Source organism: Actinoplanes nipponensis, assembly GCF_016862275.1.
In the GTDB taxonomy this organism is placed as follows: Bacteria; Actinomycetota; Actinomycetes; order Mycobacteriales; family Micromonosporaceae; genus Actinoplanes; species Actinoplanes nipponensis.
The window spans coordinates 107,837-125,622 of record NZ_BOMQ01000026.1; the positions used below are offsets into that span (position 1 = coordinate 107,837).

Annotated in this window: 13 protein-coding genes; 6 read left to right on the plus strand and 7 right to left on the minus strand. The window is 75.4% G+C overall.

The window, feature by feature from the left end; translation table 11 throughout:
• The 3 genes from yaaA to Ani05nite_RS10480 are packed head-to-tail and all read right to left on the minus strand — an operon-like array spanning position 1 to position 2,843.
• Positions 1-807, minus strand: coding sequence for a peroxide stress protein YaaA (yaaA, locus tag Ani05nite_RS10470; protein ID WP_203767215.1), 807 nt, complete (start codon positions 805-807; stop codon positions 1-3).
• Between the two features lie 9 nt (positions 808-816).
• Positions 817-1,161 (minus strand): STAS domain-containing protein, encoded by a 345-nt coding sequence (locus Ani05nite_RS10475; RefSeq protein ID WP_203767217.1) that lies wholly within the window; start codon positions 1,159-1,161, stop codon positions 817-819.
• A gap of 44 nt (positions 1,162-1,205) precedes the next feature.
• The gene (locus Ani05nite_RS10480) at positions 1,206-2,843 is read right to left on the minus strand and encodes a copper resistance CopC/CopD family protein (protein ID WP_239129625.1); all 1,638 of its coding nucleotides are present in this window, start codon (positions 2,841-2,843) and stop codon (positions 1,206-1,208) included.
• A 168-nt stretch (positions 2,844-3,011) separates the two neighbouring features.
• On the opposite strand from Ani05nite_RS10480, the gene pgm reads away from it, so the two are divergent.
• Positions 3,012-4,655, plus strand: coding sequence for a phosphoglucomutase (alpha-D-glucose-1,6-bisphosphate-dependent) (gene pgm, locus Ani05nite_RS10485; RefSeq protein WP_203767219.1), 1,644 nt, complete (start codon positions 3,012-3,014; stop codon positions 4,653-4,655).
• A 72-nt stretch (positions 4,656-4,727) separates the two neighbouring features.
• On the opposite strand, the gene Ani05nite_RS10490 is transcribed toward pgm, so the two are convergent.
• Together Ani05nite_RS10490 and Ani05nite_RS10495 are read right to left on the minus strand one after the other, a co-directional pair.
• The gene (locus tag Ani05nite_RS10490; protein ID WP_239129685.1) at positions 4,728-5,375 is read right to left on the minus strand and encodes a response regulator; all 648 of its coding nucleotides are present in this window, start codon (positions 5,373-5,375) and stop codon (positions 4,728-4,730) included.
• Complete coding sequence (locus tag Ani05nite_RS10495) at positions 5,375-7,834, minus strand: ATP-binding protein (RefSeq protein WP_203767221.1); 2,460 nt, start codon at positions 7,832-7,834, stop codon at positions 5,375-5,377. Before Ani05nite_RS10495 ends, Ani05nite_RS10490 begins: the two co-directional genes overlap by 1 nt.
• Positions 7,835-8,008: 174 nt before the next feature.
• On the opposite strand from Ani05nite_RS10495, the gene Ani05nite_RS10500 reads away from it, so the two are divergent.
• The 4 genes from Ani05nite_RS10500 (at position 8,009) to Ani05nite_RS10515 (ending at position 15,051) form a co-directional block, all read left to right on the plus strand.
• Positions 8,009-10,333, plus strand: coding sequence for a putative bifunctional diguanylate cyclase/phosphodiesterase (locus Ani05nite_RS10500; RefSeq protein WP_203767223.1), 2,325 nt, complete (start codon positions 8,009-8,011; stop codon positions 10,331-10,333).
• A gap of 92 nt (positions 10,334-10,425) precedes the next feature.
• Complete coding sequence (locus tag Ani05nite_RS10505; RefSeq protein ID WP_239129628.1) at positions 10,426-12,423, plus strand: hypothetical protein; 1,998 nt, start codon at positions 10,426-10,428, stop codon at positions 12,421-12,423.
• Positions 12,420-13,622: an MFS transporter gene (locus tag Ani05nite_RS10510; RefSeq protein ID WP_239129631.1), complete on the plus strand. Its 1,203-nt coding sequence runs from the start codon at positions 12,420-12,422 to the stop codon at positions 13,620-13,622. Before Ani05nite_RS10505 ends, Ani05nite_RS10510 begins: the two co-directional genes overlap by 4 nt.
• 25 nt (positions 13,623-13,647) lie before the next feature.
• Entirely contained in the window at positions 13,648-15,051 is a 1,404-nt protein-coding gene (locus tag Ani05nite_RS10515; protein WP_203767228.1) for a GH1 family beta-glucosidase, read from the plus strand.
• Here Ani05nite_RS10515 and Ani05nite_RS10520 read toward each other — a convergent pair.
• Together Ani05nite_RS10520 and gnd are read right to left on the minus strand one after the other, a co-directional pair.
• Entirely contained in the window at positions 15,033-15,632 is a 600-nt protein-coding gene (locus Ani05nite_RS10520) for a TetR/AcrR family transcriptional regulator (RefSeq protein WP_203767231.1), read from the minus strand. The genes Ani05nite_RS10515 and Ani05nite_RS10520 overlap by 19 nt on opposite strands.
• Before the next feature lie 71 nt (positions 15,633-15,703).
• Positions 15,704-17,134, minus strand: a complete 1,431-nt coding sequence (gene gnd, locus Ani05nite_RS10525) for an NADP-dependent phosphogluconate dehydrogenase (RefSeq protein ID WP_203767233.1) — start codon at positions 17,132-17,134, stop codon at positions 15,704-15,706.
• A gap of 161 nt (positions 17,135-17,295) precedes the next feature.
• Between gnd and Ani05nite_RS10530 the strand changes: the two genes are divergently transcribed.
• Positions 17,296-17,610: a type II toxin-antitoxin system PemK/MazF family toxin gene (locus tag Ani05nite_RS10530; protein ID WP_203767234.1), complete on the plus strand. Its 315-nt coding sequence runs from the start codon at positions 17,296-17,298 to the stop codon at positions 17,608-17,610.
• Positions 17,611-17,786 lie beyond the last annotated feature (176 nt).

A 17,786-nucleotide genomic window follows, 5' to 3' on the forward strand; every position in this document is an offset into this window, starting at 1 on the left:
TCAGAGCTCGCGCACGACGACGTCCACCTGACGGGGGCGGCCCGCCGCGACGGGCCGCTCCTCGACGGTGTACTTCAGCTCCCGCAGCGCCGCCAGCAGCTCGTCCACCGAGGCCGGGCGCGCGCCGGCCTCGGCGAGCGAGCGCACCAGCCGGCCCTTGGTGGCCTTGTTGAAATGGCTCACCACCGAGCGCCGCGGCTCGCCGCCGACCATCCGCTCGTGCAGCACCCGCACGGTCGCGGTGCGCCCGGCGAGCGCGCCCGAGGGCGTCCACATCGCCGCGTACGCGCCCGAGCGCAGGTCCAGCACCGGGCCGTCGGCGGCCGCCCGGTCGAGCGCGGGGCCGAGCGCCTTCTTCCAGTACGGCGTGAGCCCGCCCAGCACCGGCAGCGACACCCCCACCGAGCACCGGTACGCCGGGATGCGGTCGGTCAACCGCAGCACCCCCCACAGCCCCGAGAAGACCACCGCCCGCTCGTCCAGCCACGCCCGCGCCCCCGGGGCCAGCCCGGCGGCGTCGAGCGCCTCGTAGAGCACGCCGGTGTAGACCTCCGCGGCCGGCGCGGCCGGCGCCGTGGCCAGCGCGGCGTTGCGGGCGACCTCGCCCTGCTGAGCCGGGCTGAGCCCGAGCACGGCCAGCGAGTCCGCGACGCCCCGGGCGCTGGTCCGCCGGCAGAGCGCGACGAGCCGGGACAGCACCCGGCGGCGGGCGGGCGCGAGCCGGGGGAGCCACAGCTGCGCGGGATCGGCCGGCTCGCCGGCGGCCGGCGCGGACTTGCCCTCGGACGGGGGCAGCAGGATGAGCACGCCGCGAGGTTACAAGTCCGTCCCGGTGGCCAGCGCGTCGGCCACGCTGGGCCGCACGTCGAGCACCTCGTCCAGCCCGGCCACCCGCAGCAGGCCGGACAGCTGGTCACCGGGCGCGGCCAGGCGCAGCCAGCCACCGGCGTCGCGGGCCCGTTCGTGCCCGGCGACGAACGAGCGCAGCCCGGTGGAGTCGCAGAAGCCGATGCCGGACACGTCGACCACCACCCGCGGCGCCGGGCGGTCGAGCACCTGTTCCAGGGTGGTGCCGAGCACGGTGTCCGAGCCGTCGTCGAGGTCGCCGCGGACGGTCACGACCACGGTGTCGTCGGGGTTGCCGATCACGGACACTTGCACGGGAGGGCCTCCAGGGAGCGCGACGGAGACCTCTGCTTGCCCCGTCAGGAGGCCGGCGGAACCTGCGGCACGGTGATCGTCGTGCGCACGGTGGCCTGGTCGATGTCGCTGACCCGGACGGTGAAGCTCAGCTCGTACGTGCCGGGCAGCGGGAACGTCAGCGCGCCGACGGCGTCGTTGCGGGGGTGCAGCGGCAGCATGGGCGCGGACACCGGCTCCAGGTCGCGGCCCTGCAGGCGGGCCGTGACGGTCCACTCGGCGGCCGGCAGCGGCTTGCCCTCGGGCGTGTAGGCGAAGCCGTGCACGGTGTTGTTCTCGCCCAGCTCCACGGGATAGACGTAGTACTGCAGCGTGTAGAGCGGCGAGGTCAGGGTCTGGGAGACGCCCTTGCCGGTGCCGGCGGCCTGCTCGACCGTGGCGCTGCGGCCGGGGGTGGCCTGCACCAGCACGGCGCTGAGCCCGAGCACGACGACGGTCGCGGCCACCTCGATTCCGACCGTGCGCCGCAGCCGGGCGGCCGATGCCCCGCTCACCGGGACGCGCAGCGCGAGCCGCCGGGCGAGGAACGCCGCCACCAGCACCCCGGCCAGGATCGCCGCCTTGGCCAGCACCAGGCGGCCGTAGCCGGTGCCCCACAGCGCGCCGGGCGACCCGACCTGGACCACCGCCTGCACCGTGCCCGCGCCGGCCAGCCACACCACCGCCAGCATCGCCCAGCGCGACCAGGCCGGCAGGATCACCCCCAGCACCCGGGGGTGCGCCCGGCGCAGCAGGAACACCGCGAGCGTGACCAGCCCGCCGAGCCACACCGCCATCGCGGCGAGGTGCACCACGTCGGCCGCCACCACCGCCGCGGCCAGCGGCGACTCGGCGGCGTGCCCGGTCAGGGGCCAGGTGGTCAGCCCGGCGGCGGCCAGCCCGAGCAGGGCCGCGCCGTGCCGGCGGCGGCCGGCGCCGCGCAGCACCGGGGGCAGCAGCGCCGCGGCGGCGCCGAGCACGGCCAGCCGGGCCAGCAGGATGACGCCGAACGGGCTGGCCAGCACGTCGGCGAGCTCGGTGACCGAGACGTCCCACAGCGGGGCGCCGCTGCTGTTCGGCGCCTGCGTCCAGAGCGCCGCCAGCGTCGAGGCGGCGGTGCCGAGCAGCCCGGCGCGGACCAGCAGGACGGCGCCGCGCCGGGGCACGCGGCGGGGCCACAGCAGGGCCAGCAGCAGCGCCGGGCCGACGATCAGGGTCAGGCCGGCGTACCCGACGACCTTGATCGCGGGGACCGCGGCCGCGACCGACGGGTGCACGCCGGCCGGGTCGCTCTCCGGCGGCCGCGCCGACGGCGCGCCGACCGAGAAGGTCAGCGCGCCGCCGACCGGGTGGCTGTCGGCCGAGATGATCCGGTAGCTGACCAGGTACGTGCCCAGCGGCTGGTCCGCCCGCCGCACCTGGATCCGCAGCGTCGGGCCGCTCGCGGTGACCGCGCCGGTGATCCGCTTGCCGTCCGGCGCCAGCACCTGGGTGCGGCCGGGCACCGCGGTGAAGCCCTCGGTGAAGGTCAGCGTGATCTCGCCCGGCGCGCTCGCCACCACGCTGCCCGGCTCGGGCGTCGCCGTGGTCAGCGCGGCGTGCGCGCTCGCCGGCGCGGCCGGCAGCAGCAGCGCGCCCAGCCCGATCATGGCCGCGACGAGCACACGTACGATCCGCGGCCCCCCAGCCGCTGCAGCCCCTGTCACGGTAGGTAGTTCGGATCACCGGGGGCAAAGGTTCAATGCGCGCACGGCGGCTTACCGATCCGCTGTGCCGGGTACCAGCCGGCGATACGATCCCGGGCAGGTCCACGCCCTCAAGGAGGCTCCCCGATGTCCGTGCATCCCCGCGCCGGCACCCCCGCCGCAGCCGGCGACAAGATCGACGTGCCCCGGGTGGTCCTCAGCTACTACACCGGCCACCCGGATCCGCAGGTGGCCGAGCAGCGCGTCGCGTTCGGCACGTCGGGGCACCGCGGCTCGAGCCTGCGCACCGCGTTCAACGAGGACCACATCGTCGCCACCAGCCAGGCCATCGTCGAGTACCGCCGGGAGCAGGGCACCGACGGCCCGCTCCACCTGGTCCGCGACACCCACGCGCTGAGCGAGCCGGCAATGATCTCCGCGCTGGAGGTGTTCGCGGCCAACGACGTCCGGGTGCTGATCGACAGCCGCGACGGCTACACGCCGACCCCCGCGCTGTCGCACGCGATCCTGTCGTACAACCGGGGCCGGACCGGCGGGCTGGCCGACGGCGTGGTGGTCACCCCGTCGCACAACCCGCCGGACGACGGCGGCTTCAAGTACAACCCGCCGCACGGCGGGCCGGCCGACACCGACGCCACCAAGTGGATCCAGGACCGGGCGAACGCGCTGATCGCCGACGGGCTGCGGGAGGTACGCCGGGTGCCGGCCGCCCGGGCGCGCGCCTCCGAGCTGGTCTCCGGCTACGACTACCTGGCCACCTACGTCGACGACCTGGGCTCGGTCATCGACATGGAGGCGATCCGCTCGGCCGGCGTCCGGATCGGCGCGGACCCGCTCGGCGGGGCCAGCGTCGCGTACTGGGGCGAGATCGGCTCCCGGTACGGCCTCGACCTGACCGTGGTGAACCCGGACGTCGACCCGACGTTCGGCTTCATGACGCTGGACTGGGACGGCAAGATCCGGATGGACTGCTCGTCGCCGTACGCGATGGCCTCGCTGATCGCGCAGAAGGACCGGTTCCAGCTGGCCACGGGCAACGACGCGGACGCCGACCGGCACGGCATCGTCACCCCCGACGGCGGCCTGATGAACCCGAACCACTACCTGGCGGTGGCGATCTCGTACCTCTACCAGGTCCGCACCGACTGGCCCGCCGCGGCGGCGATCGGCAAGACCCTGGTCTCGTCGTCGATGATCGACCGGGTGGCGGCCGACCTGGGCCGCAAGCTCGACGAGGTGCCGGTCGGCTTCAAGTGGTTCGTGCCGGGCCTGCTGGACGGCTCGATCGGCTTCGGCGGCGAGGAGAGCGCGGGCGCGTCGTTCCTGCGCCGCGACGGCAGCCCGTGGAGCACCGACAAGGACGGCATCCTGCTGGACCTGCTGGCCTCGGAGATCGTGGCGACGACGGGCCGGACCCCGAGCGAGCACTACCGCGACCTGACGGCGAAGTTCGGCGACCCGGCGTACGCCCGGATCGACGCCCCGGCGACCCGCGACGAGAAGGCGATCCTGGCCAAGCTGTCGCCGTCGCAGGTGTCGGCCAAGGAACTGGACGGCGAGCCGATCACGGCGGTGCTGACCACGGCGCCGGGCAACAACGCGCCGATCGGCGGGCTGAAGGTGACCACGGAGTCGGGCTGGTTCGCGGCCCGGCCGTCCGGCACGGAGGACGTGTACAAGATCTACGCGGAGTCGTTCCGGGGGCCGGAGCACCTGGCCCGGATCCAGGAGGAGGCCCGCGCGGTCGTCTCGGCGGCGTTGCAGGGCTGACCCGCCGTTGCCGGGCGGCCCCGACCGCGGTGTGCGGTCCGGGCCGCCCGGCGCTTTCCGGTGACCACCGGGTCAGGGGCGCGGCCGGACCAGGCCGAGGTCGTAGGCGGCGATCGTCGCCTGCACCCGGTCGCGCACCCCGAGCTTGGCCAGCAGCGCGTTGACGTGCGTCTTCACCGTGCCGGTGGTGATGCCCAGGGCCGCGCCGATCTCCGCGTTGGACAGGCCCGTGGCCATGCTGACCAGGACCTCGCGTTCGCGCGGGGTGAGGCCGTCCAGCCGCGACCCGGCCTCCACCGGGACGGCCGGCGCGCCGCCGGCGAAGGCGTCGATGAGGCGGCGGGTGACCGCGGGGCTGAGCATCGCCTCGCCGTCCGCGACGACCCGGACGGCGGCCAGCAGGTCGGCCGGCTGGGTGTCCTTGAGCACGAACCCGGCGGCGCCCGCCCGCAGCGCCTCGTAGACGTAGCGGTCCTGATGGAACGTGGTCAGGACGAGCACCCGGGTGGCCGGCGCGGCGGCGGTCAGCCGCGCGGTGGCGGTCAGGCCGTCCATGCCGGGCATCCGGATGTCCATGAGCACCACGTCCGGTCGCAGCCGGGCGGCCAGGTCGAGGGCGGACTGCCCGTCGGCCGCCTCGCCGACGACCTCGAGGTCCGGCTCGGCGTCCACGATCGCGGCGATCCCGGCGCGCACCATCAGCTGGTCGTCGACGACCATCACGCGGACGGCGATGACGCCACCTCCTCGTTCCGCCCGGCCGGCCGGCCCGGATCGCTCCCGGCCGCCCGACCCTGCTCCCCGGCCGGGCGCCCCCGGCCGGACTCCCGCGCCGCATCCGGACGGATCCCGTCCGGATGCGGCGGCACCGTCCCCGGCAGCAGGATCTCCGGCAGCCCGTCCGCCGCGGTCGTCGTGCTGCCGCCCACGGCCGCCAGCCGGGCCCGCAGACCCGCGGCGATCTCGCCGCCCGCGTCCGCCGGCATCGGCCGCACGCCGATCCGCACCGGGTCGTCGTCCAGGTCCACCCGGACCGCCACCGGTCCCGTGTCCCCGGCCAGCAGCAGCTCCACCACCCGGAAGGCCGACAGGTCCACGTCCGCGGGCAGCACCCGGCCGGCCCCGCGGACCTCCAGCGCCACCGCGCGCCCACCGGCCCGCCAGCGCTCCGCCAGCGCGGGCAGCGCCGCCGCGGTCGGCTGGGGTTCGTGGTCGCCGCGGGCCGGGCCCGATGCCTCCTCGCGCAGGCCGTTGAGCAGGCCCCGCATCGCGTCCAGGGCGGCGCGGGCCGAGGTCAGCACCTGGTCGAGGTCGCCGGCGTCCGCCGCCGTGGCCACCCGGGCCGTGTCGCGCAGGACCGCCGCGCGCAGGCCGGCGGCCACCCGGGCCCGTTCCAGCCCGGCCACCCACAGCGCCTGGGCGGTGGAGGCGGCCACCGCGTCGTGCTCGCGGGACTCGATGCCGGCGCGGCGCCGGCGCACCAGCCAGCCGGTCAGCCAGGCGAGCAGGATCGGCAGGCCGAGCGGGCAGGCGACCACCGCGGCCATGACGCCCGCGCCGAACACGAGCGGGATGTCCTGCTCGGACGGCGTGTCCAGGGCCAGCGTCACGCCCGCCGCCAGGACCGCCGAGGCCGACGCCACCGCGGCGGCCAGCGCGCTCAGGTCGTGGCGGCGGGCGTAGCGGGCCACCGCGTACACGGCGATGAGCTCGGCGCCCAGGCCGGCCGGCAGCACCCAGCCGTGCGCCGGGGCGATGACGCCGGTGGCGATCAGCACCGGCAGGATCCAGGCGGTCGCCGCGACCGCGCCGAGCACCGTCCAGGGGCGGCGGCGCCGCCAGCCCACCGGCACCGCGTGGGCGGCGGCCACCAGCAGAAGCAGGGGGACGGGGGCGCCGGCCGGCCCCGCGTCGCCGGGTGCGGCCAGCAGGCCGCCGGCCGGGGCGAACAGCGCCAGCAGCACCAGGGCGGCGTCGATCACCTGGGCGGACCCGGGCCGCCGGCGCGACCGGCCGGCCGCGACGGCGACACCCGCCGCCGGCGGGAGGACGGCGGGGGAGGGGGACGGGAGGACGGCGCGGACGCGCCAGCCGCCCCCGGGGCGGGGACCCGCCGTCAGCGTGCCGCCGAGCGTCGTCGCCCGCTCCCGCATGCCCGCGACGCCCCGCCCCGAGCCCAGGCCCCCGGGTCCGTCGGCCCGGGCGCCGTCGTCGTCGATCGTCAGCTCCAGGCCGGCGGGCGCCGTCGCCAGCCGGATCCGGACGCCCGCCCCCGGGGCGTACCGCAGGATGTTGGTCAGCGCCTCGCGGGTGATCCCGCACACCGCCTCCGTGGCCGCGGGCGGCGGCTCCTGCGCCTCCCCGGCCTGCACGCCGACCCGCTGTCCGAGCAGCCGGAAGCCCTCGGCCAGCGCGTCCAGCCGGGCGGCGACCGGGTCGGGCCGCTCGTCCGGCCGCTGCAGCAGCGCGACCAGCCGGTGCAGGGCCGCCAGGGTGTCGCGGCCGGTGCGCGAGGCGAACGCGCGCGCCTCGGCGGCCAGGTCGGGTCGGGCCGCGCCGAGGCGCTGGGCGGCCGAGACGATGACCACGATCGAGGTCAGGTGGTGGGCGGTCACGTCGTGCAGCTCACGGGCCAGGCGGCGCCGTTCGGTGTCGGCCGCCCGGTTCCGGCGGTCCTCGGCCTCGGCCAGCCGGGCCGCCGCGGTGGCTCTGTCGGCGTGCCAGCGGTGCCGGGCCCGGCCGAACGCCACCACCGCCGGATAGACGATCACGACGGACGCCACCTCGGCCGGGTACTCGCCCGTCACGCCCGAGGTGGCGGCGATCAGCGCGCACTGCCACAGCGCCACCCCGGCCGTGCCGCCCAGCGCCAGCCGCCCGGAGCGCCACACCGCCACGCCGTAGAGCGCCACCAGGTCGGCGACCGAGATCACCAGGAGGGCGTCGGCGGACACGCCGACCGTGCCCACGGTCAGCGCCGCGACCACCACGGCGAGGGTCGCCGGGGGCGCCGTGCGCCGCCAGAGCAACGCTGCCGCGACGACGACCGTGACCGCGACCCCGGTCGCGACCGCCGCGGCCGGCAGCGGCTCGCCGGTGGCCAGCGGGCGGCCCGGCCAGGCGGCCAGCTGGGCGACGGCGAGACCGCAGGGCAGCAACCACCTCGGCAAGTGCTTCATGACGCACCGACCCTAGGCGGGCGCCGCCACGGCCCGCATCCGCCCGCGGTCCCACCGGCGCCTCTATCCAAGGGAGGAGGAGGCCGGCTCGGCCCGGGAAATCTCAGCTTCCGCCGGCCGTCGCCGACTGGTACTGCGCCAGACCCCGCACAGTGACAGGAGCCGAGCGCAGCCATGAGTGCAGCCGACACGCGGGTGGGTCGCCGGCGCGCGGTCCCGCCCGCCCGGCCCGGCGCGCTCCCGCTGGCCGGGGCGGCGCTGGCGGTGGCCCTGGTGCTCGGGTGGCTGGTGGTGCACGACGGCGGCACGGTGATGCCCGGGTTCGCCGCCGGACCGGTGGCCATGGCCGCCGCGTTCGCCGCCTGCCGGCGGATCGGCTCGATGATCGTCGTGCCGCGCCCGGTGCGCGGCTTCTGGCGGCTCGTCTCGCACGCCGCGATCTGCCTCGGCATCGGCTCGGTCGGCGCGTTCGCCTTCGCCAACAACGACCCCGGGCTGTCGCCGTACATGGCCGTGCCGACGCTGCTCGGCGTGGTGATCCTGATGCTCGCGTTCCTGCGACTGCCGGTGGAGCGCCGCTCCGCGCTGCGCTGGGCGCAGCTGGTCCTCGACGGGGCGACGGTCGCCGTGGCGGGCGCGCTGATCTACTGGTACGTGGTGCTGGACCTGGCCACCGCGGCGACCTCGACGCTGACCCAGGACGGCGCCGCCGTGACCGGGGTCGGGGCGCTGATCTCGCTGGTCGTGATCGGCCGGGCGGCGATGAGCCCGGCCAGCGCCGTCGACCCGGTGTCGTTGCGCGTGCTGACCGTCGCGCCGCTGATCGCGGTGGCCACCACGGTGCTGCTGATAGCCGGTGGGGACACCGGCCGGCTGGTCATCTCGGTGCTGGGCGTGCCGGTGGTCGGCGCGGCGATGGCGCTGGCCGCGTACCGGCAGGAGCTGGTCCTGCGCCGCCCGGCCCGGCCCCGCGCCGCGGCCCGGCCGGGCCGGCTCGCCAACGTGCTGCCGCTGCTGTCGGTGGTCGCGACCGCCGCCCTGGTGATCACCGTCTCGGCCCGCCAGCTGGGCTGGCACCAGCGCGTGGTGATCATCGGCGCCGTGCTCATCGCCGCCTTCGTGGTGGCCCGCCAGCTGCTCGGGCTGCGCGCCAACGACCGGATGCTGGCCGGCATCCGCCGCCAGCAGGCCCAGCTGGAGCACGAGGCGATGCACGACCCGCTGACCGGGCTGGCCAACCGGGCCCGCTTCGGCACGGTGCTGGCCGAGCGGCTGGCCGCGCACCGGTGCGCCAGCGTGCTGCTGGTGGACATCGACGACTTCAAGATGGTCAACGACACCATGGGGCACGCGGTCGGCGACCAGCTGCTCGTCGAGGTGGCCCAGCGGCTGCGCCACCACAGCGCGGTCACCCACCTGCCGGCGCGGCTGGGCGGCGACGAGTTCGCCGTGCTGCTCGACGCCGACGAGCCGGGCGCGGCCGAGGAGGCCGCGGCGCGCATCCTGGCCGCGCTGGCGGTGCCGTTCCGGGTCGGCGAGCACCAGCTGCTGGCGCACGCCAGCATCGGCGTCGCGCTCGCCGGCGCCGGCGACAGCGCCGACGAGGTCCTGCGCAACGCCGACATCGCCATGTACGCGGCCAAGGCCGCCGGCAAGGCCACCTGGGCCCGCTTCGAGCCGCGGATGCGCAGCGAGGTCGTCAACCACGCCCGGCTCGGCAGCGAGCTGCACAACGCGATCATCCGGCACGAGCTGTACCTGGCCTACCAGCCGGTGTTCGACCTGGTGACCGGCCGGATGTCCGGGGCCGAGGCGCTGGTCCGCTGGCGCCACCCGGTCCGCGGCGCGGTCCCGCCGGCCGAGTTCATCCCGGTGGCCGAGCGGTCCGGCCTGATCGTCCCGCTCGGCTCGTGGGTGCTGCGCGAGGCGTGCGAGCAGCTCGCCCGGTGGCAGGCCGAGCACGGCGCCGCCGCCATCCGGTCGATCAACGTCAACGTGGCGGCCCGCCAGCTGCGCGAGGCCGGCTTCGTGGACGAGGTCGCCGCGGTGCTCAGCGACACCGGGCTGATCCCGGCGAACCTGGTGCTGGAGGTCACCGAGTCCTCGGTGCTGGACGGCCGGCAGGTCCGCGACACCCTGCAGGCGCTGCACGAGCTGGGCGTGCGCCTGGCCCTGGACGACTTCGGCACCGGCCAGTCCAGCCTGAGCCTGCTGCGCGCGTTCCCGGTGGACGTGCTGAAGCTGGACAAGTCCTTCGTGGACGGCATCTGCGACGGCGAGGACCGCGGCCGGCTGGCCGTGGCCGCGGCGGTCGCCCAGCTCGCCGAGTACCTGGACCTGTACGCGGTCGCGGAGGGCATCGAGACGGCGGCGCAGCTGGAGCGGCTGCGGGAGATGGGCTACCGGCTGGGGCAGGGCTACTTCATGGCCAAGCCGCTGGCGCCGGCCGAGCTGGCCGAGCTGATGGTGCGGACGGGCCGGCCGGTCACCGCAGCGTGAAAAAGTTTCGCACAAGGATGGTGTGAGCGCCCTCACTTTTCTATGCTGTGCCCACTTGGTGGATCAGACGATCGACCATAGGAAGGTGCCGCATGGTTCTCGCCGGCAGTCTCGCCGTTCTCCTCGCCGTCGTCTCCCCCGCCGCCGCCCTCGCGGCCGACGCCTGGACCCCCGCCCACGACCTCGACGACGCCTGCGTGACGCTGCACGCGTACGCCGGCTCCACCGACCTCGGCCACCTCCGGCGCAGCTCCGGCGGCTACGGCTTCACCTCCAGCGCCGCGGCCGCCGAGCCGTTCCGCTTCGAGGCCACCCAGCTCGGCCGGTACACCATGCGCGACACCGCGGGCGCGCTGGCGTACCAGAGCGTCATCGGCTTCGTGCTCGCCGGCAGCTCCTACGGCGACCGTGCCGACTGGACGGTCAGCTCCGCCAACGGCCGCTACCGCCTCGTCTCCACCGCCACCGGCCAGCAGCTCGGCTCGTTCCTGGGCCGGGTCGGCGCCGGCTCGGCCACCCTCGCGGCCACCCCGGCCACCGGCTGCGCCGCCGAGCCCGACGTCGCCACCGGCGTCACCGGCACGGCCGCGCCGGGCGTCGACACCGCCGGGCGGCTCGACGGCTGGATCGACGCGCACGCCCACATCACCGCCGGCGCGGCCTTCGGCGGCGACCTGCACTGCGGCGACGCGTACGCGCCGGGCGGGGTCACCGTCGCGCTGGCCGGCTGCCCCTCGCACGCCACGCTGGGCGTCGGCGCGCTGCTCGAGGCGCTGATCGGCGGCACCGACCCGGTCAACTCGGCCGAGGACGGCTGGCCCACCTTCGGCGACTGGCCCCAGCACAACACCCTGCTGCACGAGCAGTCGTACTTCCGCGGCATCGAACGCTCGTGGCGCGCCGGACAGCGGGTGCTCAACGCCCTGCTGGTCGCCAACCGGGTGATCTGCGAGCTCTACCCCTCCCGCGACACCGGCTGCGACGAGATGACCCAGCTGCGCGCCCAGGCCGCCTACCTGACGTCCATGCAGGACTATGTGGACGCGCAGAGCGGCGGGCCCGGCAAGGGCTGGTTCCGGCTGGCCCGCACCCCGGCCGAGGTACGGCAGATCGCCGCCCAGGGCAAGCTCGCGGTCACCATCGGGGTGGAGAACTCGGAGCTGTTCGGCTGCCGCGAGGTCAACGACGTGCCCCGGTGCACCACCGCGGACATCGACGCCGGCCTGGACGAGCTGCAGGCCATCGGGGTCAGCGGGCTCTACCCGGTGCACAAGTTCGACAACGCCTTCGGCGGCACCCGCTTCGACGAGGGCACCACCGGCGCGGCGCTGAACATCGGCAACCTCATCTCCACCGGCCACTGGTGGACCGCCACCTCCTGCACCGGCCCCGCCGACAACACCCAGCCGCTGGTCAGCGACGACATCGCCAAGCTGCTGGGGCTGGGCGGACTGAACCTGCCGGCGGGCACGATCGCCCCGGTCTACCCGAGCGGGCCGATCTGCAACACCCGGGGGCTGACGGCGCTGGGCGCGTACCTCATCAACCGGATGATGGAGCGCGGCATGATCATCCACATCGACCACATGGGCGTGCGCACCGCGAACGCGGTGCTGGACCTGGCCGAGCGGGCCGGCTACCCGGGCGTGACCTCGGTGCACAGCTGGGCCGACCCGGCGATCGTGGACCGGGTGCTGAGCCTCGGCGGCTTCGTCGCCACCTACGCCTTCGGCGCCGACGCGTTCCTCGGCGAGTGGCGGACCAACCGGGCCCTGCCGCACGGCGACCGGATCACCGGGTACGGCGTGGGCAGCGACGTCAACGGCCTCGGCCCGCAGGCGCCGCCCGGCCCCGCCGCGACCCCGCTGAGCTACCCGTTCACCGCGCCCAACGGCACCACGGTCACCCGCCAGGTGATGGGCCAGCGCACCTTCGACCTCAACACCGACGGCGTCGCCCAGTACGGCCTGTACGCCGACTGGGTCACCGACCTGATCCGGCGGGCCGGCCCGGACGCGCCCCTGCTCCGGCGGCAGCTGATGGGCGGCGCCGAGGCGTACACGGTGATGTGGGAGAGGGCCCGCGCGTGACGGTGCTGGCCCCGGTCCAGCCCCGGGTCCGCCGGGGCTGGATCGTGGCCTACGTGCTGGCCATGACCGGCGTGGCCGCGGGCTGGTTCGGGCCGATCCAGATCCTGCTGCCCGAGCAGGCCGCGCGGCTGGCCGCGCCCGGCGGCAAGGAGGCCCTGCTCGCGCTGGTCACCGCGTACGGCGCCGCGGCGGCGCTGCTGGCCACCCCGCTCTGGGGCGCGGTGTCGGACCGGCTGCGGTCGCGGTTCGGCCGGCGCCGCCCGGTCCTGGTGGCCGGCGCGCTGGTCGGCGTGGCCGGGCTGCTGGTGCTGTCCGGCGCCGGCTCGGCCCCGGCCATGACGGCCGGCTGGGTGCTGGTGCAGACCGGGCTCAGCGGCCCGCTGGCCGCGCTGGCCGCGGTGCTGGCCGACCGGGTCCCCCCGGAACAGCGCGGCACCGTCGGCGCGCTGTTCGGGGTGGCGCAGATCGCGGGCGTCGTGCTGGGCACCGCCGTCGCCGTCGCGGCCGGCGACGTCCGGATCGGCTACCTGGCCCTGGCGGTCGCGGTGCCGGCCCTGGTGGCGAGCCTGGTGGTGGTGCACCGGGAACCCCCGCCGGGGCCCGACCGGGCCGTCGCGGCGGCCACCCGGCCCCGGCTCACCGCGCCGTTCGCCTGGGTCTGGCTGATCCGGTTCCTGTTCAACCTGGTCAACGCGCTGCTGCTGGTCTACCTGTACTACTACCTGGGCGACCGGGTCGGCGTGGCCGAGCCGGGCGCCATGGTCCTGGTCGTCACGGTGATCAACGTGCTGGTCACGGCCGCGGCCGCGATCGCCGGCGGCGTGCTGTCCGACCGGTGGGGCCGGCGCCGCGGCTTCGCCGCCGCCGGGGCCGTGGTGCTGGCCGCCGGGTTCGCCGTGCTCGCCCTCGTGCCGTCCCTGCCGGCGGTGCTGGCCGCCGCCGTGCTGCTCGGCGCCGGATGGGGCCTGTTCGTCGCCGTGGACCTGGCGATCGTCACCGGCGTGCTCCCGGACGCCGGCTCCCAGGCGACCATGCTCGGGGTGGCCAACATCGCCGCCTCCCTGCCGCAGCTGGTGGCCCCCGCGCTGGCCGGCGTCATCGTCACCCGGCTCGGCGGCTATCCCACGCTGTACCTGTGCGCCGCCGCGGTGGCGCTGACGGCCCTGGCCTGCCTGCCGCGACTGCGCACTGTCGCCTGACCACCCTCCTGGAGGATGCTGCACCATGTCCGTCGACCTCCCGCTGCTGCCGCCGGGCTTCCGCTTCGGCCTGTCCACCGCCGCCTTCCAGATCGAGGGGGCGGCCGACCTCGACGGCAAGGGCCCGAGCATCTGGGACACCTTCACCGCCCGGCCCGGCGTGATCCGGCACGGCGAGGACGCCCGCACGGCCATCGACCACTACCACCGGTACGCCGAGGACGTGGCGCACATCGCCGAGTGCGGCGTGCACGACTACCGCTTCTCGTTCTCCTGGCCGCGTGTGCTGCCGGCCGGGACCGGCACCGTCAACAAGGCCGGCCTGGACTTCTACGACCGGCTGGTCGACCGGCTGCTGGCGGCCGGGGTGCGCCCGGTGCCCACGCTCTACCACTGGGACCTGCCCCAGGCGCTGGAGGATGCGGGCGGCTGGCTGCGCCGCGACACCGCGTACGCCCTGGCCGGGTACGCGGACGTGCTGGTCGCCCGGCTCGGCGACCGGGTCCGCGACTGGATCACGATGAACGAGATGAACGTGCAGACCCTGTACGGCTACGCGCTCACCGATCACGCGCCGGCCCGCGGCCTGGGCCTGGCCGCGTTGCCCGTCGCGCACCACCAGCTGCTCGCCCACGGCCTGGCGGTCCAGGCCCTGCGGGCCGGCGGCGCCGCGACGGTCGGCGTGGCGGCGCAGCACTTCCCGGTCTCGCCGGCCGGCGACGACCCGGCCGACGTCGAGGCCGCCACGGTCTTCACGCACCTGACGAACTGGGCGTTCTCCGACCCGATCCTGCGCGGCGACTACCCGGACGAGGCGATCCGGGCCGGCGTCGGCGTCGCCGGGGCGGCCCTCGACCGCGACCTGAAGATCATCAGCGGCCCGCTCGACTTCTACGGCGTGAACTACTACGAGCCCACCGTCATCGAGGCGCCGAAGGCCGGCAAGGACTACCGCGGCGTGCTGGAGGTGGACCTGCCGGAGGGCCTGCCGTTCTCGCCGGTGCCGGTGACGGGCGTCGAGCGCACCGACTTCGGCTGGGCTATCGTCCCCGCCGGACTCACCGAGATCCTGCGGACCCTGCGCGACCGCTACCCGCGGCTGCCCCCGGTGGTCATCACCGAGAACGGCGCCTCCTTCCACGACGCCCCGCCCGGCCCGGACGGCCGCGTCCACGACCCCCGGCGCATCGCGTTCCTCGACGCCCACCTGCGGGCCGTGGCGGCGGCGATCGCGGCCGGGGTGGACGTCCGCGGCTACTACGCCTGGTCGGCCCTGGACAACTTCGAATGGGCGGCCGGCTACGACGAGCGGTTCGGCCTGGTCCACGTCGACCGGGACACGCTGACCCGGACCCGCAAGGACTCGTGGCACTGGTTCCGCGACGTGATCGCCGCGCAGCCGGGCGCGGGTCAGGGCGCCCGCAGCTGAGCGACGAAGGTGGCGGCGAGCCGGATCAGCCGCTCGCCGCGACCCTCCTCGGCCCACCCGTCCACCAGGCTGAGCAACGTGCTGCCCTCGACCAGGATGATGAAGTCGTCGATCACCTCGTCGTCGGCCACCCCGGGGCGCAGCTCGCCGGCCTCCCGCGCCTCCCGCAGGCAGACCCGCAGATGGTCGCGGATCCGCAGGTGCGAGCTGCGCCGCGACTCGGCCAGCCGGGGATGCGACAGGGCCGCGCCGGCGAACGCCACGTTCACGTGGGCGTCCGCGGTGCGCTCGGCGTCCACCGGCAGGACCGCCTCGAGCGCCGCGCGCAGCGCCGCCAGGCCGAACAGGTCGCCGCCGAGGCGGAAGGCCCGCGCCACGATCCGGTCGTACACGGCCGTCTGGGCCGCCACCAGGATGTCGTCCTTGCCGCCGAGGAAGTGCGCCAGGACGCTGAGCGAACACCCGGCCGCGTCGGCGATGGCCCGGGTGGTGGTGCCCTCCACCCCGCGGCTGCGCACCACGTCCCAGGTGGCGGCGAGCAGCTCCGCCCGGCGCAGCTCGTGGTCGACCAGCCTGGGCACGCCGCCAGCCTATGCGGGCGGCGCCGGGCCCCGGTGCCCGGCCCGCCGCGCGGCGGGCCGGACACCACCGGTCAGGCCGGGACCTCGTTGCGGTCGGCGCCCCACATGGTGTGGAAGGTGCCTTCCCGGTCGGTGCGGCGGTACGTGTGCGCGCCGAAGAAGTCGCGCTGCCCCTGGATCAGGGCGGCCGGCAGGCGCTTGGCCCGCAGCCCGTCGTAGTACGCCAGCGCCGAGGCGAAGCCCGGCGCCGGGATGCCCTGCTGGGCGGCCGTGGCGACCACCCGGCGCCAGGCGTCCTGCGCGCCGCTGACCGCGTCCAGGAAGTACTCGTCCACCAGCAGCGACGGCAGGTCCGGGGACTTGTCGAAGGCCTGCTTGATGAAGTCGAGGAACTTGGCCCGGATGATGCAGCCGGCCCGCCAGATCTTGGCCATCTGGCCGGGGTCGATGTCCCAGCCGTACTCCGCGCTGGCCGCCTGGATCTGCTGGAAGCCCTGCGCGTACGCGACGATCTTCGAGGCGAACAGCGCCTGCTCGACGTCGGCCTGCAGGTCGCCGCCGCCGGCGCCGGCCGCGGCCGTCGGGCCGGGCAGGTTCGCCGCCGCCGCGCGCACCTTCGGGTCGCCGGACAGCGCCCGGGCGAACACCGACTCGGCGATGCCGGAGACCGGCACGCCCAGGTCCAGGGCCGCCTGCACGGTCCAGCGGCCGGTGCCCTTCTGCTCGGCCTGGTCGACCACGATGTCGACGAACGGCTTGCCGGTCTCGGCGTCGACCTGCTTGAGCACCTCGGCGGTGATCTCGATCAGGTACGAGCCCAGCCGGCCCTCGTTCCAGCCCTTGAAGATCTCCGCGATCTCCGCCGGCGCGTGCCCGCCGACCGAGCGGAGCAGGTCGTACGCCTCCGCGATGAGCTGCATGTCGGCGTACTCGATGCCGTTGTGCACCATCTTCACGAAGTGCCCGGCGCCGTCGGGGCCGACGTGCACGCAGCACGGCTCGCCGTCGACCTTGGCCGAGATGTCCTCCAGCAGCGGGCCGAGCGACTCGTAGGACTCCTTGGAGCCGCCGGGCATGATGCTCGGGCCGTGCAGCGCGCCCTCCTCACCACCGGACACGCCGGTGCCGACGAAGTGCAGGCCCCGCTCCCGCAGCGCCGCCTCCCGCCGCCGGGTGTCGGCGAAGTGCGCGTTGCCCGCGTCGATGAGCATGTCGCCCTCCTCGAGCAGGGGCGCGAACTCGTCGATGACCGCGTCGGTGGCCTTGCCGGCCTTGACCATGATCACCACGCGGCGCGGGCGCTCCAGGCTCGCGACGAAGTCCTCGGCGGTCTCCGAGGGGATGAACGTGCCCTCGTGGCCGTACGACTCCACGAGTTCCTTGGTGCGCCCGTAGCTGCGATTGTGCAGCGCGACCGTGTGGCCGTGGCGGGCGAAGTTCCGGGCCAGGTTGCGACCCATCACCGCCAGCCCGGTTACCCCGATTTGGGCCTTTTCCGTCATGAACGTCCTTCCTCCACGCGACCGCCGGCACTCCAGCCCGGCGCTCGCAAGCCGTCGCGCTCATTCTTACGTGTCGGCGCGGTCCAGGGTTCGACAGTCCCGAGCACCGGTTACGCCGGGCGGCACAAAACCGAAGATCGGCCCGACGGTACGCTCCGTGCGTGAAGCGCGGCGAGATCTGGACCATCGGCAGCCGCACCGACCTGCGCTACCGGGTCCTCGTGCTCTCCTCCGACTCCTACAACGAACGACCGAACGCGTCACCCTTCTGCGCGCCCATCGTGCGCCAGCGCGGCGCCACCGAACTGCCGCCGTTCGCGGTGGCCCTCACCGAACAGGACCCGATCACCGGGGTCGTGGTGGTCAACCGGATGCGTCGGCTGCCCGCATCGGTGGGCGCGGAGAAGATCGGGATGGTGACCGGGTCGAGCATGGCTCGCCTGGCTGAGGCGATGCGCGAGCTCTTCGAGGTGTGAGGGGTGGGGTCGGATCGAGATCAGACGCTGTCGTGCCTGATTGCCGACAGCTGACCGGCGCTCCCGGCGGTTGCGTGCTCGGTCTGATCGGGGGCGGTCAGCGTTGATCCTTGCGGGACATTGCGCGTGTCCTTGCTGACCTCGGGTGGACACCTTGGTCCGGTGTGGGCGTCTGG